The sequence below is a fragment of the Streptomyces antibioticus genome (assembly GCF_002019855.1).
Classification (GTDB): Bacteria; Actinomycetota; Actinomycetes; order Streptomycetales; family Streptomycetaceae; genus Streptomyces; species Streptomyces antibioticus_B.
In genome coordinates, this window is the sequence record NZ_CM007717.1 from 6,287,450 (window position 1) to 6,308,807 (window position 21,358).

20 protein-coding genes are annotated in these 21,358 nt (G+C 73.2%); 11 read left to right on the forward strand and 9 right to left on the reverse strand.

All coding sequences use genetic code 11. From position 1 onward, the window contains the following. The first annotated feature begins 2 nt into the window (after nucleotides 1-2). The 4 genes from rimO to AFM16_RS28585 all read left to right on the forward strand — a co-directional run bounded on the left by rimO (nucleotide 3) and on the right by AFM16_RS28585 (nucleotide 3,346). Entirely contained in the window at nucleotides 3-1,484 is a 1,482-nt protein-coding gene (gene rimO, locus AFM16_RS28570) for a 30S ribosomal protein S12 methylthiotransferase RimO (RefSeq protein WP_078635077.1), read from the forward strand. Further along, on the forward strand, nucleotides 1,481-2,314 hold the full coding sequence (gene pgsA, locus AFM16_RS28575) for a CDP-diacylglycerol--glycerol-3-phosphate 3-phosphatidyltransferase (RefSeq protein ID WP_078635079.1): 834 nt from the start codon (nucleotides 1,481-1,483) through the stop codon (nucleotides 2,312-2,314). The genes rimO and pgsA overlap by 4 nt, the downstream gene beginning before the upstream one ends. Then, the gene (locus AFM16_RS28580) at nucleotides 2,311-2,856 is read left to right on the forward strand and encodes a CinA family protein (protein WP_078635081.1); all 546 of its coding nucleotides are present in this window, start codon (nucleotides 2,311-2,313) and stop codon (nucleotides 2,854-2,856) included. Before pgsA ends, AFM16_RS28580 begins: the two co-directional genes overlap by 4 nt. Before the next feature lie 109 nt (nucleotides 2,857-2,965). Further along, entirely contained in the window at nucleotides 2,966-3,346 is a 381-nt protein-coding gene (locus AFM16_RS28585) for a helix-turn-helix domain-containing protein (RefSeq protein ID WP_015657463.1), read from the forward strand. Nucleotides 3,347-3,934: 588 nt separating this feature from the next. Here the strand turns inward: AFM16_RS28585 and AFM16_RS28595 are convergent. The 3 genes from AFM16_RS28595 to AFM16_RS28605 form a co-directional block, all read right to left on the reverse strand. After that, nucleotides 3,935-4,699 carry an SDR family NAD(P)-dependent oxidoreductase gene (locus tag AFM16_RS28595; protein ID WP_078635085.1) on the reverse strand — a complete coding sequence of 255 codons (765 nt, stop codon included), beginning with the start codon at nucleotides 4,697-4,699 and terminating at the stop codon, nucleotides 3,935-3,937. A gap of 32 nt (nucleotides 4,700-4,731) precedes the next feature. Continuing rightward, nucleotides 4,732-5,574, reverse strand: a complete 843-nt coding sequence (locus AFM16_RS28600; protein ID WP_030796489.1) for an Fpg/Nei family DNA glycosylase — start codon at nucleotides 5,572-5,574, stop codon at nucleotides 4,732-4,734. A gap of 62 nt (nucleotides 5,575-5,636) precedes the next feature. After that, complete coding sequence (locus AFM16_RS28605) at nucleotides 5,637-10,529, reverse strand: ATP-dependent helicase (RefSeq protein WP_078635088.1); 4,893 nt, start codon at nucleotides 10,527-10,529, stop codon at nucleotides 5,637-5,639. Nucleotides 10,530-10,638: 109 nt separating this feature from the next. Between AFM16_RS28605 and AFM16_RS28610 the strand changes: the two genes are divergently transcribed. From AFM16_RS28610 to AFM16_RS28620, 3 genes are read left to right on the forward strand one after another with little or no spacing between them, the layout of a single operon-like run. Further along, nucleotides 10,639-11,601, forward strand: a complete 963-nt coding sequence (locus AFM16_RS28610) for an AraC family transcriptional regulator (protein WP_078635090.1) — start codon at nucleotides 10,639-10,641, stop codon at nucleotides 11,599-11,601. Next, nucleotides 11,502-12,293: an AzlC family ABC transporter permease gene (locus AFM16_RS28615; protein ID WP_078635092.1), complete on the forward strand. Its 792-nt coding sequence runs from the start codon at nucleotides 11,502-11,504 to the stop codon at nucleotides 12,291-12,293. The genes AFM16_RS28610 and AFM16_RS28615 overlap by 100 nt, the downstream gene beginning before the upstream one ends. Then, complete coding sequence (locus tag AFM16_RS28620) at nucleotides 12,290-12,598, forward strand: AzlD domain-containing protein (protein WP_078635094.1); 309 nt, start codon at nucleotides 12,290-12,292, stop codon at nucleotides 12,596-12,598. Before AFM16_RS28615 ends, AFM16_RS28620 begins: the two co-directional genes overlap by 4 nt. A 70-nt stretch (nucleotides 12,599-12,668) precedes the next feature. Here the strand turns inward: AFM16_RS28620 and AFM16_RS28625 are convergent, their stop codons facing one another. Beyond that, nucleotides 12,669-13,649, reverse strand: coding sequence for a hypothetical protein (locus AFM16_RS28625; protein ID WP_078635097.1), 981 nt, complete (start codon nucleotides 13,647-13,649; stop codon nucleotides 12,669-12,671). A 79-nt stretch (nucleotides 13,650-13,728) separates the two neighbouring features. Here AFM16_RS28625 and AFM16_RS28630 point away from each other — a divergent pair, with 79 nt between their 5' ends. Both AFM16_RS28630 and AFM16_RS28635 read left to right on the forward strand, forming a co-directional pair. Then, nucleotides 13,729-13,923 carry a DUF3046 domain-containing protein gene (locus tag AFM16_RS28630; protein WP_030796505.1) on the forward strand — a complete coding sequence of 65 codons (195 nt, stop codon included), beginning with the start codon at nucleotides 13,729-13,731 and terminating at the stop codon, nucleotides 13,921-13,923. A 180-nt stretch (nucleotides 13,924-14,103) separates the two neighbouring features. Beyond that, the gene (locus AFM16_RS28635; protein WP_030796508.1) at nucleotides 14,104-15,303 is read left to right on the forward strand and encodes an AI-2E family transporter; all 1,200 of its coding nucleotides are present in this window, start codon (nucleotides 14,104-14,106) and stop codon (nucleotides 15,301-15,303) included. A 46-nt stretch (nucleotides 15,304-15,349) separates the two neighbouring features. On the opposite strand, the gene AFM16_RS28640 is transcribed toward AFM16_RS28635, so the two are convergent. Continuing rightward, complete coding sequence (locus AFM16_RS28640) at nucleotides 15,350-16,114, reverse strand: hypothetical protein (RefSeq protein WP_078635099.1); 765 nt, start codon at nucleotides 16,112-16,114, stop codon at nucleotides 15,350-15,352. A 286-nt stretch (nucleotides 16,115-16,400) separates the two neighbouring features. On the opposite strand from AFM16_RS28640, the gene recA reads away from it, so the two are divergent. Next, complete coding sequence (gene recA, locus AFM16_RS28645; RefSeq protein WP_030796513.1) at nucleotides 16,401-17,525, forward strand: recombinase RecA; 1,125 nt, start codon at nucleotides 16,401-16,403, stop codon at nucleotides 17,523-17,525. Nucleotides 17,526-17,528: 3 nt separating this feature from the next. After that, nucleotides 17,529-18,248, forward strand: a complete 720-nt coding sequence (gene recX / locus AFM16_RS28650) for a recombination regulator RecX (protein ID WP_078635101.1) — start codon at nucleotides 17,529-17,531, stop codon at nucleotides 18,246-18,248. 52 nt (nucleotides 18,249-18,300) lie between these two features. On the opposite strand, the gene AFM16_RS28655 is transcribed toward recX, so the two are convergent. The 4 genes from AFM16_RS28655 to AFM16_RS28665 all read right to left on the reverse strand — a co-directional run bounded on the left by AFM16_RS28655 (nucleotide 18,301) and on the right by AFM16_RS28665 (nucleotide 21,267). Beyond that, on the reverse strand, nucleotides 18,301-18,678 hold the full coding sequence (locus AFM16_RS28655) for a rhodanese-like domain-containing protein (protein WP_030796516.1): 378 nt from the start codon (nucleotides 18,676-18,678) through the stop codon (nucleotides 18,301-18,303). A gap of 71 nt (nucleotides 18,679-18,749) precedes the next feature. After that, complete coding sequence (locus tag AFM16_RS28660; RefSeq protein WP_030796518.1) at nucleotides 18,750-19,280, reverse strand: cupin domain-containing protein; 531 nt, start codon at nucleotides 19,278-19,280, stop codon at nucleotides 18,750-18,752. Between the two features lie 91 nt (nucleotides 19,281-19,371). Further along, nucleotides 19,372-19,458, reverse strand: a complete 87-nt coding sequence (locus tag AFM16_RS40660; protein WP_311605579.1) for a putative leader peptide — start codon at nucleotides 19,456-19,458, stop codon at nucleotides 19,372-19,374. A gap of 180 nt (nucleotides 19,459-19,638) precedes the next feature. Further along, complete coding sequence (locus tag AFM16_RS28665) at nucleotides 19,639-21,267, reverse strand: FAD-dependent monooxygenase (protein ID WP_030796520.1); 1,629 nt, start codon at nucleotides 21,265-21,267, stop codon at nucleotides 19,639-19,641. Nucleotides 21,268-21,358: the final 91 nt, after the last annotated feature.

The window sequence follows — 21,358 nt, forward strand, 5'->3', positions numbered from 1 at the left end:
CCATGCCTGAACGCCGTACCGTCGCACTCGTCACCCTTGGCTGCGCCCGTAACGAGGTGGACTCGGAGGAGCTCGCAGGCCGTTTGGAGGCGGACGGCTGGCAGCTCGTCGAGGACGCCGAGGAAGCGGACGTCGCCGTCGTCAACACCTGTGGCTTCGTCGAAGCCGCCAAGAAGGACTCCGTCGACGCCCTCCTGGAGGCCAACGACCTCAAGGGTCACGGCCGGACCCAGGCCGTCGTCGCGGTGGGCTGCATGGCCGAGCGGTACGGCAAGGAACTGGCCGAGGCCCTCCCCGAGGCCGACGGCGTGCTCGGCTTCGACGACTACGCCGACATCTCCGACCGCCTCCAGACCATCCTGAACGGCGGCATCCACGCCTCCCACACCCCGCGCGACCGGCGCAAGCTGCTGCCGATCAGCCCGGCCGAGCGGCAGAGCGCGACCGACGTCGCCCTGCCCGGGCACGGCGCCCCCACGGACCTCCCGGCCGATCTGCCCGACGGTCTCGCGCCGCAGTCGGGCCCCCGCGCCCCGCTGCGCCGCCGGCTCGACGGCGCCCCGGTCGCCTCGGTCAAGCTCGCCTCCGGCTGCGACCGGCGCTGCTCCTTCTGCGCCATCCCGTCCTTCCGCGGCTCCTTCATCTCCCGCCGCCCAAGCGACGTGCTGAACGAGACGCGCTGGCTGGCCGAGCAGGGCGTCAAGGAGATCATGCTGGTCTCCGAGAACAACACGTCCTACGGCAAGGACCTCGGCGACATCCGCCTGCTGGAGTCCCTGCTGCCCGAGCTGGCCGACATCGACGGCCTGGAGCGGGTGCGGGTCAGCTACCTCCAGCCCGCCGAGATGCGGCCCGGCCTGATCGACGTGCTGACCTCCACGCCCAAGATCGCCCCCTACTTCGACCTCTCCTTCCAGCACTCCGCGCCCGGCGTGCTGCGCGCGATGCGCCGCTTCGGCGACACCGACCGCTTCCTGGAGCTGCTCGACACCATCCGGAGCAAGGCCCCGCAGGCGGGTGTCCGCTCCAACTTCATCGTCGGCTTCCCCGGCGAGTCCGAGAGCGACCTCGCCGAGCTGGAGCGCTTCCTGAACGGCGCCCGCCTGGACGCCATCGGCGTCTTCGGCTACTCCGACGAGGAGGGCACCGAGGCCGCGACCTACGGCGACAAGCTCGACGAGGAGATCGTCGCCGAGCGGCTCGCCCGGGTCTCCCGGCTCGCTGAGGAACTCGTCTCGCAGCGCGCCGAGGAGCGCCTCGGCGAGACCGTGCACGTCCTCGTCGAGTCCGTCGACGAGGACGGCGTGTACGGCCGCGGCGAGCACCAGGCTCCGGAGACGGACGGCCAGGTGCTGCTCACGTCGGGCGAAGGTCTGAGCGTCGGCCGTATGGTCGAGGCGAAGGTGGTCGGGACGGAAGGTGTCGACCTGGTGGCCGAGCCTCTCCAGGGCTCGTTCGGGTGTAGTGAGGAGGCGGGCAGATGACGGGTGTTCCGGCGTCGGCCGCGGGCGGCTCCGCGCGGGCGAAGGCGACCGCGCCCGCCGCGGACGTGTCGGACGCGTCGGATGTCTCAGGCGCTTCGGGCGCCGGGGTGTCCGCCGCCGTGACCGGCCGTTCTTCTTCGTCCTCCTCCGGTCCTGCCACTGGTCCTGACACCGACGGCTCCGCCGGGAAGGCTCCGCGGGGCAAGAAGATCGCCGCCGCGGCCGTCAACCAGGCGAGCGTCTGGAACATCGCCAATCTGCTGACGATGCTCCGGCTGATCCTGGTGCCCGGCTTCGTCGCCCTGATGCTGGCCGACGGCGGGTACGACCCCGCGTGGCGGTCCCTCGCCTGGGCGGCCTTCGCGATCGCCATGATCACCGACCTGTTCGACGGGCACCTCGCGCGGACGTACAACCTCGTCACCGACTTCGGGAAGATCGCCGACCCCATCGCCGACAAGGCGATCATGGGAGCCGCGCTCATCTGCCTCTCGTACCTCGGCGACCTGCCGTGGTGGGTGACGATCGTGATCCTCGGCCGGGAACTCGGGATCACGCTCCTGCGTTTCATCGTCATCCGGTACGGAGTGATCCCGGCGAGCCGGGGCGGCAAGCTCAAGACGCTCACCCAGGGCGTGGCCGTCGGGATGTACGTCCTGGCGCTCACCGGATGGCTGGCCACACTGCGGTGGTGGGTGATGGCCGCGGCCGTCGTCCTGACCGTCGTGACCGGGCTCGACTATGTGAGACAGGCCATTGTGCTGCGCCGCCAGGGAATCGCCGCGCGCCGGGCCGCTACGCAGGAGACCACGGAGGAGAACCAAGCGTGACATCCACGGCCACTGACGTGGTGCGACTACTCACGGTGAACGGCGGGACGCTTGCCGTGGCCGAGTCGCTGACCGGTGGCCTGGTTGCGGCGGAGATCACATCGGTCCCCGGGGCATCCAAAGTCTTCCGGGGGTCGGTCACGGCCTACGCCACCGCCCTCAAGCACGAGCTGCTCGGGGTCGACGCCGATCTGCTGGCCGCCCGTGGAGCCGTGGATCCGCAGGTCGCGGCCCAGATGGCGGCCGGAGTGCGCAAGGCGCTGGGCGCCGACTGGGGGGTCGCGACCACCGGAGTGGCCGGCCCGGACGCCCAGGACGGACAGCCCGTCGGGACCGTCTTCGTGGCCGTCGACGGCCCGTCCGGGGCCGCGTCCGGTTCCGCCTCTGGCGGAAAAGTGGAGGCCCTGCGGTTGAACGGCGACCGCGCGGAAATTCGTAGAGAGAGTGTACGGAGCGTACTCGCACTGCTCCTGAGGGAGCTCGCGGGCGAACAGACCGGGAATGAGCGGGCACAGGATACGGAACAGAACGGGGGGTTTTGATGTTTGCAGCCCTGAGTGAACACGACATCGCTCCCCGCACGGCCGCAGCGCGAGGCGGTACGGTGGGGCGTGAAGGATGCGGCTACGCGGTCCGAGGAGGGAGCCACCGATGATTCTGCTCCGTCGCCTGCTGGGTGACGTGCTGCGTCGGCAGCGCCAGCGCCAGGGCCGTACTCTGCGCGAAGTCTCCTCGTCCGCCCGAGTCTCACTCGGCTATCTCTCCGAGGTGGAGCGGGGGCAGAAGGAGGCATCCTCCGAGCTGCTGTCCGCCATCTGCGACGCGCTGGACGTACGGATGTCCGAGCTCATGCGAGAAGTGAGCGACGAACTCGCCCTCGCCGAGCTGGCCCAGTCCGCTGCGGCCACCCCCAGTGAGCCTGTGCCCACGTCGGTTCGCCCGATGCTGGGTTCCGTGTCGGTGACCGGTGTGCCGCCGGAGCGAGTGACCATCAAGGCACCCGCCGAGGCGGTAGACGTGGTCGCCGCGTAGGTTCACGCGCGTGGGCGCCTGAGCGGCCACGTGTGAGTGTGAAGATCAGTGTGAGGCCCCGGCCGGGGTTCTCCGGGAAGATCCCGGAGAGGTGCGGTCGGGGTTTTTCGCATTGTCGGGGGCGTGCGGGGGCGGGGCGGCTTTCCGGGTGCGATTGCCGGTGCCGGGGGTTGCGGTCATCGTGGAGGGGCCCGAGGGCTCGGCGTGGAGGTGAGGCCATGGAGGGCTGGATAGTGCGCCGGGCGGCCGCTGTGGGGCTCGGCGCGGTGTGGTGGTGGGCCGCGATCCGCTGGGCGGTGGCACCCGACGCCGGTGTGCTGGAGGGAGCGGTGGCCGCGGGCGGGTGGGGGCTGAGTCTGCTGCCGGTGCACTGTGTGGCCAAGGCACGGGCCGCCGGGGCGGTGGCTGCGGGGCGGTGGGGGGCGGCTTGGCGGGCGGGTTCCGCGAGGGCCGGGGCGGGGGCTTCGAGCGCTGGGGCGGGGGCTGGTGCGGGGGCTTCGAGCGCGGGTGCGGGTGCTGCTGCGGGGATGGAGGCCGGTCCCGGGGTCGGGGGCGGGGCCGGGCCGGGGGCCGGGGATCAGGCAGGTGTCACCAGGGCATGGCCACGCCGCCGTTCGGGCGGAGGATCTGGCCCGTCGTGAAGGCCGACGCGTCCGACGCCAGGTGCAGGACGGCGTGTGCCACCTCCTCGGGGGCGCCCACGCGGCCCAGGGGTGACATGCGGGACATGAGCGCCTCGGTGTGCTCCTGTGCGCCGGCGTCGTGGCGGTCGGTCATCGGGGTGCGGATCCAGCCCGGCGCAACCGCGTTGACCCGGATGCCGTACCGGCCGACCTCGTTCGCGAGGGTCTTGGTGAGCTGGACCACGGCCGCCTTGGCGGCCCCGTAGCAGAGCAGACCGGGTCCGCCGGTGTCCACGGCGCCGGAGGCCATGGTCACGATGCTGCCGCCGCTGTCGTGCGCGATCATCATGCGGGCGGCCTCCTGGCAGGCGTACAGCACCCCCTTGAAATTGACGTCCAGGACCCGGTCGAGGTCCTCGTCGCGGGTCTCCAGGACCGGACTGCTGTGCATGATCCCGGCGACGGCGACCATCACGTCCACCCGCTCACAGGAACCGACGGCCTGCCGGATCTGGACCCGGTCGGTGACGTCGAGGTGGTGGGTGCGGGCGATTCCGCCCTGGGCCTTGATGAGGGTCGCCGTCTCGTGCAGGCCCGCCGCGTCGAGGTCCGCGCCGTGCACGGTGGCGCCTGCCTGGGCGAGCAGTACGGCGCAGGCGCGGCCGATCCCGCTCGCCGCGCCGGTGACGAACGCGGTGCGCCCGGTGAGGTCGTACGCCTTCACGGCCATGAAGGGACGGTACGAGTGTTTCTGACGGATCGTCAATCGGTCGGTGACGGTCGGACGCGGCGGGCCTGCGGGGAGCCCGGTGCCGGGGCCGGGCCCTGCTGGCAGTGCGGGCACCAGTAGGTGGGGCGCTCGCGGGAGCCGTCGCCCTGGTCGGCGACGCGCACGGGGGTGCCGCAGCGCAGACAGGGGCGGCGCGCGCGGCCGTAGACGAACAGGTCCTGGCCGCGGCGGCCGGTGGTGCTGCGGACCGGGTGGTCGCGGTTGGCCTCCAGGAGACGTTGGGCGAGCGGGGCCAGTTTCGCGGCGCGGTCGGCGGGGAGCGCGCCGATCGGGAGCCATGGGGTGACGCCGAGCAGGAAACAGAGTTCGCTCTTGTAGACGTTGCCGATGCCGGCGAGATTGCGCTGGTCGAGGAGGGCCTCGCCGAGCGGGCGGGCGGGGTCGGCGAGCAGGTTGGCGAGGGCCTGGTCGGGGTCCCAGCCGGGGCCCAGGAGGTCGGGGCCCAGGTGGCCGACGACTCGCTGCTCCTCGCTGGTGCGCAGCAGTTCGAGGACGGGGAGGCGGTAGCCGACGGCCGTGCGGTCGTGGGTGCCGAGGATCGCGCGGATCTGGTGACCGGGGCCGCCGGTCCAGCGCTGGTCGTGGGCGTAGATCTTCCAGGAGCCGTCCATCCGCAGATGCGAATGGAGCGTGAGGCCGCCCTCGACACGGGTGAGGAGGTGCTTCCCTCGCGGGGTGACGTCCAGGACGGAGCGGCCGGTGAGGTCGGCCGTGGCGTACTTCGGCACGCGCAGGTCGGAGCGGGTCAGCACCTTGCCCGCGAGGGCGCCGTGCAGCCGCGCCGCCGCCTGCCAGACCGTGTCACCTTCGGGCATGGGTCAAGGGTGGCACGGTGAGGAAGGGCGGCACGGCGAGAAGGGGTGAGGGCGGGTGGCGGTCATGGGCGGAGGCGCAGCCCTCTGGGGGTGGCGATGAAGCCCGCTCCTTCCAGGAGAGTGCCGAGGGGGGAGGTCAGGGCCGAGGCGCCGTTGACCCGCTCCACGGTGATCGTGCCGAGCGAGCCCGCGCGGGCGGCCGCGGCGAGGGCCTCGGCCGCGCTGTGCAGCCGGGGATCGTCGGTCGGGGACTCCTCGCCGCCGGGGGCGGAGGGCCAGGCCAGCAGGGTCTTGCCGCCGCGCTCCATGTAGAGCGTCAGCTCGCCGTCGACGAGCACCACCAGGGAGCCCGCCTTGCGGCCCGGCTTGTGCCCGGCACCGGTCGGGGGCTCGGGCCAGGACAGGGCCGCGCCGTACGCGTTGGCCGGGTCGGCGGCGGCGAGCACGAGCGCCCGGGAAGCGGCGGAGTCGTCGCGGGTACGGCGGCGGCGGTCGGCGTGGGGCGCGTAGGCGGAGGAGTACGGCGAGGGGGCGGGGCCCTGGTCGTACGGAGATGCCGGGCCGCCGCCACGGGGGCCGCCCGCGCCGGGGGAGGCGAAGGGGTCGTCGAGACCTGCCGCGTCCCAGGAGAGGTCCTCGGCGGGGAAGTCGCCCGGGAAGCGGCCGTCGGGGGAGCCGTCGGAGGCGGGCGCCGCACCGGGAAGGGGCTCGCCCCGGTCGCGCGCGTTGGCCACCGCGCGCAGACGGTCCACGGCGCCGTCCATCGCGAACTGGGCCGCGCCCAGGCCCTCGACGACATAGCCGCGCCGGGCCTGGCCGCTCTCCTCGAACACGGACAGGACCCGGTACGTCGCCGAGAAGCCGCCCTCGATGCCCTCGGCGGCGACCGCGCCCCTGGTCACCACGCCGTGCCGGTCGAGGAGCGTGCGGGCTACGGCGTGGGCGCGGACGGTGGGGTCGGGCTCCAGCGCCGGGAGCAGGGACCAGCGGCCCGCGACGGTGGGAGGGCCGGTGCGGGAGGCGGTGCGGGCGCCGGAGGCCAGGGAGCCGTACCGGCCGCGCGGGACCGTGCGTCTGGCGCGGTGGGCCGTGGCACCGGCCGTGCGGCCCGAGCCCAGCAGGGAACGCATCGGGGCGAGCGTGTCGTTGGTGAGCCGGCCGGACCAGGCCAGGTCCCAGACGGCGTCGGCGAGTTGGGGCTCGGTGACGTCCGGGTGGGTGGTGGCCCGGATCTGGTCGGCGATCTGACGGAAGAACAGGCCGTAGCCGCCGGACAGGGTGTCCAGCACGGACTGGTGCAGTGCCGTCAGCTCCAAGGGGTGGGGCGGTGGCAGGAGAAGGGGCGCCGCGTCCGCCATGTAGAGGGAGACCCAGCCGTCCTTGCCGGGGAGGGCGCCCGCGCCGGCCCAGACGACCTCGCCGGCCGAGGTGAGTTCGTCGAGCATCGCCGGGGTGTAGTCCCGCACGCGGGACGGCAGGACCAGCTTCTCCAGGGCCGAGGCGGGTACCGACGCGCCCTGGAGCTGCTCGACGGCCCGCGCCAGACCGTCGACGCCGCGCAGGGAGTGGCCCTTGCCGATGTGCTGCCACTGGGGCAGGAACTGGGCGAGGGCGGGCGGCGGCACGGGCTCGAGTTCGTGCCGCAGGGCGGCCAGGGAGCGGCGGCGCAGCCGGCGCAGCACGGTCGCGTCGCACCACTCCTGGCCGATGCCCGCCGGATGGAACTCGCCCTGGACGACGCGTCCGGCGGCCGCGAGCCGCTGGAGGGCGCCGTCGGTGACCGCGACGCCCAGACCGAAGCGGGCCGCCGCGCTCGTGGAGGTGAACGGGCCGTGGGTGCGCGCGTGCCGGGCCAGGAGGTCGCCGAGGGGGTCCTTCACGGGCTCGGTGAAGGCTTCCGGCACCCCCACCGGAAGTGCGGTGCCGAGCGCGTCACGCAGTCGGCCCGCGTCCTCGATCGCGGCCCAGTGGTCGGCGCCGGAGATCCGGACCCTGATCGCGCGCCGGGCCCGGGCCAGTTCAGGCGCCCACGCCGGTTCGGCGCCGCGCTCGGCGAGTTCGGCGTCGGTGAGCGGGCCCAGGAGGCGCAGCAGGTCCGCGACGCCCTCGGCGTCCTTCACCCGCCGGTCCTCGGTGAGCCACTGGAGTTCACGCTCCAGCTCGGTGAGGACCTCGGCGTCGAGCAGTTCGCGCAGCTCCGCCTGGCCGAGCAGCTCGGCCAGGAGCCGCGAGTCCAGGGAGAGCGCGGCGGCGCGGCGCTCGGCGAGCGGTGAGTCGCCCTCGTAGAGGAACTGGGCGACGTAGCCGAAGAGCAGGGAGCGGGCGAACGGGGAGGGTTCCGGGGTGGTGACCTCGACCAGGCGGACCTTGCGGGACTCCAGGTCGCCCATCAGCTCCACGAGCCCGGGGACGTCGAAGACGTCCTGGAGGCACTCGCGGACCGCCTCCAGGACGATCGGGAAGGAACCGAACTCGCTCGCCACCTCCAGCAGTTGCGCCGCGCGCTGGCGCTGCTGCCACAGCGGGGTGCGCCGGCCGGGGCTGCGGCGCGGGAGCAGCAGCGCGCGGGCGGCGCACTCGCGGAAGCGGGCCGCGAACAGTGCCGAGCCGCCGACCTGGTCGGTGACGATCCGGTCGACCTCGCCCTTGTCGAAGAGGACGTCGGCCGCGCCGACGGGGGCCTGCTCGGCGTCGTACTCCGTGCCGGTCTTGCGGGGTTCCTGGTCCAGCAGGTCCAGGCCCATGAGGTCGGCGTCCGGCAGCCGCAGCACGATGCCGTCGTCGGCGTGCATGACCTGGGCGTCCATGCCGTACCGCTCGGAGAGCTTGGCGCCGAGGGCGAGGGCCCAGGGGGCGTGGACCTGGGCGCCGAAGGGGGAGTGGACGACGACCCGCCAGTCGCCCAGTTCGTCACGGAAGCGCTCCACGACGATCGTGCGGTCGTCCGGGACATGGCCGCACGCCTCGCGCTGTTCGTCGAGGTAGGCGAGCACATTGTCGGCCGCCCAGGCGTCCAGGCCCGCGGTGAGCAGCCGGAGCCGCGCGTCCTCCTTGGACAGGGAGCCGACCTCGCGGAGGAAGGCGCCCACCGCGCGGCCCAGCTCCAGCGGGCGGCCGAGCTGGTCGCCCTTCCAGAACGGCAGGCGGCCCGGCACCCCGGGGGCCGGGGAGACCAGGACGCGGTCACGCGTGATGTCCTCGATGCGCCAGGAACTCGTACCGAGCGTGAAGACGTCGCCCACCCGGGACTCGTAGACCATCTCCTCGTCCAGTTCGCCGACGCGGCCGCCGCCCTTCTTGGGGTCGGAGCCCGCCAGGAAGACGCCGAACAGGCCGCGGTCCGGGATCGTCCCCCCGGAGGTGACGGCGAGGCGCTGGGCGCCGGGCCGGCCGGTGACCGTACCGGCCACGCGGTCCCACACCACGCGCGGGCGCAGCTCCGCGAACGCGTCGGACGGGTAGCGGCCGGCGAGCATGTCCAGGACGGCCGTGAACGCCGACTCCGGCAGCGAGGCGAAGGGCGCGGCCCTGCGGACCGTGGCCAGCAGGTCGTCGACCTGCCAGGTGTCCAGGGCCGTCATGGCCACCAACTGCTGGGCCAGGACGTCCAGCGGGTTGGCGGGCACCCGCAGGGACTCGATCGAGCCCGTGCGCATCCGCTCGGTGACCACCGCCGCCTGGACGAGGTCGCCGCGGTACTTGGGGAACACGACGCCGGTGGAGACCGCGCCCACCTGGTGCCCCGCGCGGCCGACGCGCTGGAGCCCGGAGGCGACGGAGGGCGGCGACTCGACCTGGATCACCAGGTCGACGGCGCCCATGTCGATGCCCAGCTCCAGGCTGGAGGTCGCGACCACGGCGGGCAGCCGGCCCGCCTTCAGGTCCTCCTCGACCAGCGCGCGCTGCTCCTTGGAGACCGAGCCGTGGTGGGCCCGCGCGATGACCGCCGGGGCGCCCTGGGCCGCACCCGAGCCGCCCATCAACTGGGCGGGGGCGTGATGCTCGTCGAGGGGCTCGCCGGTGGCCCGCTCGTAGGCGATCTCGTTGAGCCGGTTGCACAGGCGCTCGGCGAGCCGACGGGAGTTGGCGAAGACGATCGTGGAGCGATGGGCCTGGACCAGATCAGTGATCCGCTCCTCGACATGCGGCCAGATCGACGGGCGCTCGGCCCCCTCCGAACCGTCGGCGACCGGGGAGGCGCCCAGCTCGGCCAGGTCCTGCACCGGGACGACCACCGAGAGGTCGAACTCCTTGCCGGACTTCGGCTGGACGATCTCCACCTTGCGGCGCGGTGAGAGATAGCGGGCGACCTCGTCGACCGGGCGGACGGTCGCCGACAGGCCGATGCGACGGGCGGGCCTCGGCAGCAGTTCGTCCAGCCGCTCCAGGGTCAGCGCGAGATGCGCGCCGCGCTTGGTGCCGGCGACCGCGTGCACCTCGTCCAGGATCACCGTCTCGACCCCGGCCAGCGCCTCGCGCGTGGCCGACGTCAGCATCAGGAACAGGGACTCCGGGGTGGTGATCAGGATGTCCGGCGGGCGGGTGGCCAGCGCGCGGCGCTCGGCGGGCGGGGTGTCGCCGGAGCGGATGCCGACCCTGACCTCGGGCTCGGGCAGGCCCAGGCGGACGGATTCCTGACGGATCCCGGTCAGGGGACTGCGGAGGTTGCGCTCGACGTCGACCGCGAGGGCCTTGAGCGGAGACACGTACAGCACCCGGCACCGCTTCTTCGGGTCGGCCGGCGGCGGGGTCGAGGCGAGCTGGTCCAGGGCGGCGAGGAAGGCGGCCAGCGTCTTTCCGGAACCCGTCGGGGCCACCACCAGCACGTCCGACCCCGCGCCGATGGCCTGCCACGCGCCCGCCTGGGCCGCGGTGGGCGCGGAGAACGCCCCCGTGAACCAGCCGCGGGTCGCGGGGGAGAAGCCGTCGAGGGCCCGGTGTGCGGAGCTGACCATGCGTCCATCCTGCACCCCGCCACTGACAATGGCCCTGAGCTGCGCGGATGCGGCGGACCTGGGGAGGGGCGGGGTGGGTGCCGGAGCCGGGGTCGCGGAGAATGGGGGTATGGCGGGTTCGGACGAGTTGGCGCGGCACTGGCGGTACGCCGACCTGCCCGGGGTCGATCTGCTGCGCGCCCGCTACATCCGCAAGACCTTCGTCCGGCACACCCACGAGCACTTCGTCATCGCTGCCATCGCCGACGGCGTCGAGGTCTTCCACCACGGCGGCGCCGACCAGTACGCGGGCGCCGGCGCGCTCGCGCTGGTCAACCCGGACACCCCGCACACCGGCCGGGCCGGTGTCCCGGAGGGCTGGAAGTACGGGGCGGTGTACCCGGCGCCCGACGTCGTCGCACAGATCGCCGCCGAGACGACGACCCTGCGCGGCACCCCCGGATTCGTCCGCCCCGTCCTCGACGACCCCTACGCCGTCGGTCTGGTCCACCAGGTGCTCCGTGCCGCCGACGAGGGCAACGCGCTGGCCGCCGACACCCTGCTGCGGGTGGCCGTCACCCGGCTGCTGCGGCTCAACGGCGGACCGCTCCCGCAGCGCGAGGTGCGCACGGCCGGGGCGCGGATCGCGGCCCGCGCGCGTGCCGTGCTGGAACAGCGCATGACCGACCCGCCGACCCTGGAGCAGCTCGCCGCCGACCTCGGCACCAGCCCCTTCGCCCTGCTGCGGGCCTTCCGCGACGCGTACGGCATGCCCCCGCACACCTGGCTGACGGACGCGCGCGTGCGGCGGGCGCGGCGGCTGCTGGACGCGGGGACGGCACCCGCCGAGGCCGCCCTGGCGGTGGGGTTCACCGACCAGCCGCACCTCAACCGGCACTTCGCGCGGATCGTGGGCGTCCCGCCGGGCGCCTACCAGCGGGAGCGCAAGAACGTACAAGACGCGCGCGGGGAGCTGCTCCTACCGTCCTCGGTGTGGCAGAACAGACAGCTCTCGCAGACATACGCGCCGACGGCGCGGGAAAGCCGGACTCCGCCGTCGTACGGGACGCCCTCGGGGTCGGGGTCGCCGTAGGACTGTCCGGGTTCGCCTTCGGGGTGACCTCGGCCGGCAGCGGGCTCACGGTGTGGCAGACCTGCGCGCTGAGCCTCCTGGTGTTCACCGGCGCCTCCCAGTTCGCGCTGGTCGGCGCGCTCGCCGCGGGCGGCAACCCGCTGACGGCGGCCGCCGGTGCCTTCTTCCTCGGGGTGCGCAACGCGTTCTACGGGCTGCGTCTGTCGCAGTTGCTGGCCCTCCCGCGCGCGGTGCGGCCCTTTGCCGCGCAGTGGGTGATCGACGAGACCGCGGCCGTGTCGCTGGCGCAGCCCGGCAGGCGCGCCGCCCGCATCGGCTTCACGGTCACGGGACTGAGCCTGTACCTGCTGTGGAACCTCACCACCCTGCTCGGCGCGCTGGGCGCCGAGGCCATCGGGGACACGGACGCGTGGGGGCTCGACGCGGCCGGTCCCGCCGTCTTCCTGGCGCTGCTCGCGCCCATGCTCCGGACCACCACCGAGCGGACCGTCGCGGCCCTCGCGGTCCTGCTGGGCCTCGGGCTGCTGCCCGTCCTGCCCGCCGGGGTGCCCGTCCTGGCGGCCGCGCTCGCCGCGCCGGTCGTGCTGTACGCCCAGGGGCGGCGCAAGGGAGGCGGGACCGGCGGTGCGTCACCACAGGCGCCGGAAGACGAGCAGGACCGTGACGACGAGCGGCGAGGAGAGCAGCGGTGAACGTCTGGATAGCGATCGGGGCCACCGCCCTCGGCTGTTACGCCGTCAAGCTCGCCGGGCTCCTCGTGCCCGCGGGAGCGCTGGAGCGGCCCCTCGTCCGGCGGCTCGCCGCCCTGCTCCCCGTCGCTCTGCTGGCCGCGCTCACGGCCCAGCAGACGTTCGCCGACGGGCACGCCCTGGTGCTGGACGCGCGGGCGGCCGGACTGGCCGCGGCGGCCGTGGCACTGATCCTGCGGGCGCCCTTCCTGCTGGTCGTCGCCGCCGCGGTGGTGGTGACCGCGGGCGTGCGGGCACTGGGAGGCTGACGGAACTGGTCGGCTGACGGCACTGGGCGGCTTACGGACCGCCCGGGACCCCGACCGGCGCCGGACGGGGTCAGCCGACCGCCCGGCCGTGCGCCCGCAGGGTGCGCAACGCCTCGATCGTCACCATGGGGCGCGCCTCCAGGGCGGGAGCAGGCGCCCAGTGACGCCACCGCACCGGCCAGCCGCCGTCCTCCTGCTGCTCGCCGGCGAGGAAGTCCAGGGAGCGGGCCATCTCGTCGTCCGTGAACCACGCGCGCGCGAGGGAGTGCGGTGTCCGCGCGAAGTCGTGCGGGAAGTGGTGCTCCCCGGGGGCGTACCCGGGCGCGACCGGGAAGGCGTCCGGGCGGTCCGGATCCAGCGCGGCCAGCCGGTGCTCGCGCACCAGCCGGCCCAGACGGTCGGCGGCCGCCTCCGCGCGCGGGCGGTCGGGTACGGCGTCCAGGAAGGCCACGGCGGCCTCGACCTCGTACGGATGGGACCGCTCCAGGGAGTCCACCGCCCGCCAGCAGAACTCCGTGGCCCGGAACAGCCACGCGTGCCACACCTCGTTTCGGTGCAGCAGACCGACCACCGGACCGGTCGCCAGCAGCTCGCTGGGCGGGTCGTCCACGATCGGGACGAACGGCGCCACCGGATACCCGCGCTGCGCGGGAAGGACGGCCGGCAGTGCACCGTCGGCGGTGGAGACGGAGGTCAGATAGCGGCACACGCGCTCCACGCGCTGCCCGCCGCAGCGGCCGATCGAGTCCAGGACACGCAGCGCGTGCGCGGTGTGCAGCGGCTGGCTGACGGGGCCGCGCAGATCGGGCTCCAGCGCGTGGCCGTACCCCCCGTCGTCGTTCAGATGGGCGTCGAGGGCGGTCTCGACCGGGTCGGCTCCGCCGCGCAGGAAGTGGTACGCGAACAGGCGCTGCTCCAGCACGCGCGCGGTGAGCCAGACGAAGTGCTCGGCGCGGAAGAGCGGGGAACGCGTCGAGGGCGTCGGGGTCGCCTGCGGTGACGGGTGTGACGGGGGTTTCTGGGGGAGTGGGGATGCTCCGATTGCGGCCATGGGTCAGACCGTAGGACGGAAAGCGGTCTCGGCAGGCGGGACCGGCGGGGGCCACCCCCGGGCGCGGGATACTGGTGTCATGCGGTTGACGGTCTTCTGGCAGCGGATGGACGAACACTTCGGCGCGGGCTACGCCGAGACGTTCGCGCGCGATCACGTGATGACGGAGCTGGGCGGGCACACCGTGGACGAGGCGCTGGCGGGCGGCTGGGACGCCAAGGACGTATGGCGCGTGGTGTGCACGGTGATGAACGTTCCCCACGAAAAGCGCTGATCCCTGCGCCGATCCGTCGCGAAGATCGCGGGCGCCTCCCCGATTGTCGGTGGCGTAGGCGAGACTTGCCCCGTGGCACCCACTGACGAGCCCGGGCCGACCGCCCGGCAGACACCCCGGCCCGGCGCGACGCCGCCCTCCGACACCCCGGCGGGCGGCGCCGTCGGGCAGGTCGCGCGCATGCCCCGCTGGCTGCCGCGCGCCATGGTCCTGGCGCTCGCCCTCGTCGGGGTGTTCCAGCTCGGTACCTGGGCTTTCCACCAGCTCATAGGTCTGCTGCTGAACGTCCTCATAGCCTTCTTCCTGGCCCTCGCCGTGGAACCCGCCGTGAGCAGGCTGGCCGCCCGCGGCATGCGCCGGGGGTTCGCCACGTTTCTGGTCTTCTTCGGCCTGCTGATCGTGGTCGCCGGGTTCTTCACCCTCCTCGGCTCGATGCTCGCGGGCCAGATCATCAAGATGATCGAGGGCTTCCCCGAGTACCTCGACTCCGTGATCAACTGGGTCAACACCACGTTCCACACCGAGCTGCGCCGGGTCGACATCCAGGAGGGCCTGCTCCACTCCGACTGGCTGCGGAAGTACGCCCAGAACAGCGCCGCCGGCGTCCTGGACGTCTCCACTCAGGTCCTGGGCGGCCTGTTCCGGATGCTGACGATCGCGCTGTTCTCGTTCTACTTCGCCGCCGACGGACCGCGACTGCGCCGCGCCCTGTGCTCCGTCCTGCCGCCCGCCAAGCAGGCCGAGGTGCTGCGCGCCTGGGAGATCGCCGTCGACAAGACCGGCGGTTACCTGTACTCACGCGGGCTGATGGCGCTGATCTCGGGCATCGCGCACTACATCCTCCTGGAGGCCCTCGGCATCCCGTACGCGCCCGTGCTCGCCGTGTGGGTGGGCGTGGTCTCGCAGTTCATCCCCACCATCGGCACGTATCTCGCGGGCGCTCTGCCCATGCTGATCGCGTTCACGGTCTCCCCGCTGTACGCGCTGTGGGTGCTGGTCTTCGTCGTGGTCTACCAGCAGTTCGAGAACTACATGCTCCAGCCCAAGCTGACGGCCAGGACCGTGGACATCCACCCGGCGGTCGCCTTCGGCTCGGTCATCGCGGGCACCGCCCTCCTCGGCGCGGTCGGCGCGCTGATCTCCATCCCGGCGGTCGCCACGCTCCAGGCGTTCCTGGGCGCCTATGTGAAGCGGTACGACGTCACGGACGATCCCCGCGTCCACGGCCACCGGCGCCGCGGCGAGGGCCCGAGCCCGCTGTCCCGCGCGCGGGGGCTGTGGGGGCGGCGGACACGGGTCCCGAGCCAAGCTCGGGACCGGGTTCAGAGTCGGGACCGGGTTCAGAATCGGGAAGGCGCGCCCGAGACCGGCACCGGCTGATCCGCCCGTTCCCGAGGGGGCAGGCTCCCCGAAGGGAAGGCACGGCTCAGTACGTGAGCACGGCCCACACCCCCGCCGCGGCGACCGCCGCCCAGTAGCAGCCCACCGCCGCGACCACGATCCGCCGTCGCACGGGCGCGCTCCACGGGGTGCGGGACAGCAGCCAGGCCAGCGCGGGCAGCACGAGGACGGCGTGCAGGCTCACCCCGTGCAGCGGCTTGAGCGGGGCCGTCGAGCGGTAGGCCGCCTCCTGGTGGCCCGTGCGGGTCAGGACGACTCCGCGCGCGATCATCGCCGTTCCCGAGGCGAGCGCGACCAGCAGGACCGCGAAGCCCGAGCGCACCGCGAGCGCCATTCCGGCGGGTCCCGTCGGCGGATGCCGGAAGGACACCACGGCGAAGACGGTCAGCAGCACCACGAGGACACCGCCGCCGACCGCGAGGGTCATGGACACGGCGGTGTTGAAGGGCGTCTCCATGTCCAGGTGCGAGGGCACGCGCCGCCACGCCTGGAGAGTGATGCCGCCGACCTCCACGACACAGTCGGCGGCGAACACCCCGAGCAGCAGGGTGCGCAGTCGTGCGTCCAGGCGCAGACACGAGGTGACCCGGACGACCGCGAGGAGGGTCACTCCGAAGGAGAGCCCGAAGGTCACCGGCTTGCGCCAGGACACCGGCCCGTCCCAGGGGCCGCCGTCGACGGCGAAGACGACGAGATGGAGGAGGCCGGAGAGGATCAGGAGGGCGGCGGTCGCCTCGTAGACGCGGTCCGGTATGCGGTCCTGAGAAGAGGTGGTCGTCTGATCGGGCATGCACCGAGCGTCCCGTCGCCGACGCGTGCCGTCGTCCTCCGGTCGAAGGCGTCCGGCGTACACCCGGTGAAGTAGCGGTGGTGTCGCGTGGTGCGCTTGACACGAAAATCGAACATCCATTCTTATGGAGGCTCCGGCGAGGTTCTCGGCGGGTGTTACGTCCCGGTTTGGTCGGGTGAGTCCCCGAGTTATCCACAGGCCGGACCGGCGTCGAGGCGCATTGTCAGTGGCAGGCGTTAGCGTCTTTGACGTGAAGCGATCGACTCAAGCAAATCGGGTGGAACCCATGGCAGGAACCGACCGCGAGAAGGCCCTGGATGCCGCTCTCGCACAGATTGAACGGCAATTCGGCAAGGGCGCGGTCATGCGCATGGGCGAGCGGACGATGGAGCCCATCGAGGTCATCCCGACCGGGTCGACCGCACTCGACGTGGCCCTCGGCGTCGGCGGTCTGCCGCGCGGCCGCGTCGTCGAGATCTACGGACCGGAGTCCTCCGGTAAGACCACGCTGACCCTGCACGCCGTGGCCAACGCCCAGAAGGCCGGCGGCCAGGTCGCCTTCGTGGACGCGGAGCACGCCCTCGACCCCGAGTACGCGAAGAAGCTCGGCGTCGACATCGACAACCTGATCCTCTCCCAGCCGGACAACGGCGAGCAGGCCCTGGAGATCGTGGACATGCTGGTCCGCTCCGGTGCCCTCGACCTGATCGTCATCGACTCCGTCGCCGCGCTCGTGCCGCGTGCGGAGATCGAGGGCGAGATGGGCGACAGCCACGTCGGTCTCCAGGCCCGTCTGATGAGCCAGGCGCTGCGGAAGATCACCAGCGCGCTCAACCAGTCCAAGACCACCGCGATCTTCATCAACCAGCTCCGCGAGAAGATCGGCGTGATGTTCGGCTCCCCGGAGACCACGACCGGTGGCCGCGCGCTGAAGTTCTACGCCTCGGTGCGTATCGACATCCGCCGTATCGAGACCCTGAAGGACGGCACGGAGGCGGTCGGCAACCGCACCCGCTGCAAGGTCGTCAAGAACAAGGTCGCGCCGCCCTTCAAGCAGGCCGAGTTCGACATCCTCTACGGCCACGGCATCAGCCGCGAGGGCGGCCTGATCGACATGGGCGTGGAGCACGGCTTCGTCCGCAAGGCCGGCGCCTGGTACACGTACGAGGGCGACCAGCTCGGCCAGGGCAAGGAGAACGCCCGTAACTTCCTCAAGGACAACCCCGATCTCGCCAACGAGATCGAGAGGAAGATCAAGGAGAAGCTGGGCGTCGGAGTCCGTCCCGCGGACGCCTCGGCGGAGCCCGGCGCCGATGCCGCAGCCACCCCGGGCACGCCCGCGGACGACGCCAAGACGGTCCCGGCTCCCGCCGCCAAGACCGCCAAGAAGGCCGCGGCCGCCAAGAGCTGATCCGTGACACGACGAACGGACTGGGCCGAGCACGCGCACCCCGGCACCCCACGGGAGCCGGGGAGCCGGGAGGACGGCGGCCTCGCCCCGGACGGCGAGAGCGGTCCCCGGGGCAGCGGTCCCCGGGGCCGGCGTGGGCGCCGTCGGCGCGGCTTCGGAGAGCCGTCCGCACAGGACGGAGGCACTTCCTCCTCGTCGAGGGCCGAGGAGGGGGAGTCTTCAGGGGACCCGGCTGAGCGGGCACGGGCGATCTGCCTGCGCCTGCTCACCGGAACCCCGCGCACCCGCAAACAGCTCGCGGACGCCCTGCGCAAGCGGGAGATCCCGGACGACGTGGCGGAAGAGGTGCTCTCGCGGTTCGAGGAGGCCGGGCTGATCAACGACAGCGCCTTCGCGGACGCCTGGGTGGAGTCCCGGCACCACGGCCGGGGCCTGGCCCGGCGGGCCCTGGCGAGAGAGCTGCGTACCAAGGGCGTCGACTCCGAGCTGATCGACGAGGCCGTCGGACAGCTCGACTCCGAGCAGGAGGAGGCGACCGCCCGGGAGCTCGTCGCCCGCAAGCTGCGCTCGACGCGCGGCCTCGACCGCGACAAGCGGCTCCGCCGTCTCGCGGGCATGCTCGCGCGCAAGGGCTACTCCGAGGGCATGGCCCTGAGAGTGGTCCGGCAGGCGCTGGAGGAGGAGGGCGAGGACACGGAGTTCCTGGGGGACGGGGAGTACTGAGCCCCCTCCCGCACGCGCCCGCCGAGGCCCGCCGTCATGGACGAACGGCCCGCTACGGCGTCACCGGCAGCCCGGCCGCCTTCCACGCCTGGAAGCCGCCCACCAGATCCGTCGCCCGGTGGAGCCCCAGGCCGTGCAGGGAGGCGGCGGCCAGGCTGGACGCGTAGCCCTCGTTGCAGATGACGACGATCCGCAGATCGTGGCCCGTCGCCTCGGGGACACGGTGACTGCCCTGCGGGTCGAGCCGCCACTCCAGTTCGTTGCGCTCGACGACCAGGGCACCGGGGATCAGACCGTCCCGCTCGCGCAGGGCGGCGTACCGGATGTCCACGAGCAGCGCCTCGCCCGCACCGGCCGCCTCGTACGCCTCACGTGCCTCCACACGCGTGTACCCGGCGCGGACCCGTTCGAGCAACTCGTCTATGCCCACCGGCTGTTCCGTGCCCGGTCGTTCCGGCCCCGGTCGTTCTGTGCCCGTGCCCGCCTGCTGTCCGCCGCCGCTCACTGCCAGTCCTCCGGGCGCTCGACCTGCTCCAGGCGCAGCACCTGTCCCGAGCGGCTGTAGCGGCGGATGCGGGGCAGCGGCGGGTAGTAGGCGTGGACGGAGATCGCGTGTTCCTCGGTGGACTCGTTGAGGACCTCGTGGACGTGATGGCGTCCGAAGGAGCGGCCCCGGCCCGCCGGCAGCGTGCGCTCCCGGTCGACGCCCTCCGTCAGCTCCAGGGTCTTCCAGCCGTCGGTGGGCAGCCGCGCGGCCAGCGAGTACTCCTTCAGCTCGCCCCGCGCGGTGAGGAAGGCGCCCACCGAGTCGGCGTGGTCGTGCCAGCCGGTGCCCGAGCCGGGCGGCCAGCCGATCAGCCACGCCTCGCTGCCGCCGGGCCCCTCCAGGTGCACCCAGGTACGGCCCTCGGGGTCGAGGGGGAGCGAGGCGATCAGCTCGGCGTCGGCGGCGGTGCGCCGGACGAAGTCGAGAAGGTCCGCCTGGGTCGGCGCGGCGACGGCGGCGGCTGGGACAGCGGGAGAGACAGACACGGGTACCGTCCTGAGAACGTTCGCGGGTGCGGCGGCGCACAGGGGCGACTCGGGTCGCGGGGGCGCGTGCCGTGGAGGAAAGGGTGCGAGTTCAGCAGGAGGGACGACACACGCAGCCCGCATAGCGGACGAGGTCCATATGGACCCTCCGCCACAGGCGCACATCGGTGTCGGTCACGATCCGGAGTACACCATGCCGGTGTGGGCCGGTCAACTCACCGTCGCCATGCGGACGGAGCGGGAACGGAGCGTACGGTCATGTGACGGTCGTACCGGATGCGCGGGCACGCACGAGGGCTGCCTCCGGCCGACGACAGCCCTCCCGCCCTCCCCGGTCACCCCATGAGACGCACGGCGTTCACGTCGCCGCGGATCCGGCCGTAGCCTCCGCGTTCTCCATGCCGTCCGCGTTCTCCCGGGTCCGTCTGCCGCCCACCGCGGCCTCCGCCGCCGCGTACAGGTCGGCGGGGCGGACGCCGTTGAGCGCGGTGACCAGATGGCCGTCCGGGCGGATCAGCAGGACGGTGTGGGCGGCCGCGCCCGGATAGCTCTCGGCCACCAGCAGCTCGGCCGGACACGGCAGTGCCGTCACCGCGGCGGCCAGCCGGGGCATGATCCCGGCCGACACCCAGTGCCGGCGCTCCCACACGCCCGTGCCCGGTGCGATCAGGACGACGAGCAGCGCGGCCCGGCCGAGCCGGTCCCGCAGCCGTACGAAGGAGCCGTCCTCCGCGGTCACCCGGACGTCCGCGACCGGCTCCCCTGGGGGTGTGCCCACCGGGACCTCCGCCTCCAGGTGCCGGGGCGCGAGCGGGGAGTGCGCGTAGGTGCCCGGCGCGCCGAGCGGGCCGTGCCCCAGGTGGCCGTCCGAGAGCAGCACGTCGTGGCCGCGGGCCGCGCCGGGGACGTAGGTCCTTATGCCGCCACCGGCGCGCAGCAGAGGCAGGGCCTGGTCGGCGGCGCGCAGCCGGGCGGAGACGGCGGCGCGCCGCTCGGCCTGGTAGCTGTCGAGCAGCGCGTCGTGCGGCCCGTGGTGCCAGGCCAGGGACAGCTTCCAGGCGAGGTTGTCGGCGTCCCGCAGCCCCTCGTCGAGCCCCTGTGTGCCGAACGCGCCGAGCAGATGCGCGGCGTCCCCGGCGAGCAGCACCCGGCCCACGCGCCACCGGCGAGCCAGCCGGTGGTGCACGGTGTGGACGCCGGTGTCGAGCAGCTCGTACGCGGGAACCGAGCCCTCGCTCCAGCCCTGGAGGGTTTCGCGGACGCGCGCGACCAGCAGCTCGGGTGTGACGAGGTCCTTGCCGGGCGGGAGCAGCCAGTCCAGCCGCCAGACGCCGTCCGGCAGCGGGCGTCCGGTGATCTCCCCGGCGGAGGGACCGGACGTCCGCCACGGCGGTGTCCGATGGAGCAACGCCTGACGGGGCCACGGAAGTTCCGCCCGCAGCGCGGCCACGGCGTGTCGCTCCACCGCCGTACGGCCGGGGAAGCGGATGTCGAGGAGTTTGCGGACCGTGGAGCGCGGGCCGTCGCAGCCCACCAGGTAGCTGCCGCGCCACCAGGTGCCCTTCGGGCCGCGGGTGTGGGCGGTGACACCGGAAGGTTCCTGCTCGATCGTGTCGAGCCGGCTGTCGACCGAGATCCTCACCAGCCGCTCGGCCGCCGCGGCGGCGCGCAGGGCGCCCGTCAGCTCGTGCTGGGCGATGTGCAGCGGGGCGGGTTCGTCGCCGCCGAACGTGACCTCCCGTGTCACCTGCTTGCGCCGCATCGCCCGCCATCCGGCCCAGCGCATGCCCGCCTGGTCCAGCGGCTCACCGGTGAGCCGCTCCATCAGGGCGGCGGTGTCGGCGCGCAGCACGACGGTGCGCGCGAGGCGGGGTTCGTCCTTGCCGGGGCCCTCGTCGAGGACGACCGACGGCACTTCCTGACGCGCCAGCGCCAGGGCGAGCGAGAGCCCCACGGGCCCCGCTCCGACGATGATCACCGGGTCCACGGCGCGACACTCCCTGCCTTCGGCGACGGACTCGCGGGCGTGAGTGAACAACAGGGTGGAGCAGGGTGCACGATCACAGAATGAATGCAAC

Bases quoted from the DNA above. Each gene is read 5' to 3' on its own strand.
- rimO (WP_078635077.1), top strand. From the start codon at position 3: ATGCCTGAACGCCGTACCGTCGCACTCGTCACCCTTGGCTGCGCCCGT.
- pgsA (WP_078635079.1), top strand. From the start codon at position 1,481: ATGACGGGTGTTCCGGCGTCGGCCGCGGGCGGCTCCGCGCGGGCGAAG.
- AFM16_RS28585 (WP_015657463.1), top strand. From the start codon at position 2,966: ATGATTCTGCTCCGTCGCCTGCTGGGTGACGTGCTGCGTCGGCAGCGC.
- AFM16_RS28595 (WP_078635085.1), bottom strand. From the start codon at position 4,699: ATGGCCGTGAAGGCGTACGACCTCACCGGGCGCACCGCGTTCGTCACC.
- AFM16_RS28600 (WP_030796489.1), bottom strand. From the start codon at position 5,574: ATGCCCGAAGGTGACACGGTCTGGCAGGCGGCGGCGCGGCTGCACGGC.
- AFM16_RS28605 (WP_078635088.1), bottom strand. From the start codon at position 10,529: ATGGTCAGCTCCGCACACCGGGCCCTCGACGGCTTCTCCCCCGCGACC.
- AFM16_RS28610 (WP_078635090.1), top strand. From the start codon at position 10,639: ATGGCGGGTTCGGACGAGTTGGCGCGGCACTGGCGGTACGCCGACCTG.
- AFM16_RS28625 (WP_078635097.1), bottom strand. From the start codon at position 13,649: ATGGCCGCAATCGGAGCATCCCCACTCCCCCAGAAACCCCCGTCACAC.
- AFM16_RS28630 (WP_030796505.1), top strand. From the start codon at position 13,729: ATGCGGTTGACGGTCTTCTGGCAGCGGATGGACGAACACTTCGGCGCG.
- AFM16_RS28635 (WP_030796508.1), top strand. From the start codon at position 14,104: ATGCCCCGCTGGCTGCCGCGCGCCATGGTCCTGGCGCTCGCCCTCGTC.
- AFM16_RS28640 (WP_078635099.1), bottom strand. From the start codon at position 16,114: ATGCCCGATCAGACGACCACCTCTTCTCAGGACCGCATACCGGACCGC.
- recA (WP_030796513.1), top strand. From the start codon at position 16,401: ATGGCAGGAACCGACCGCGAGAAGGCCCTGGATGCCGCTCTCGCACAG.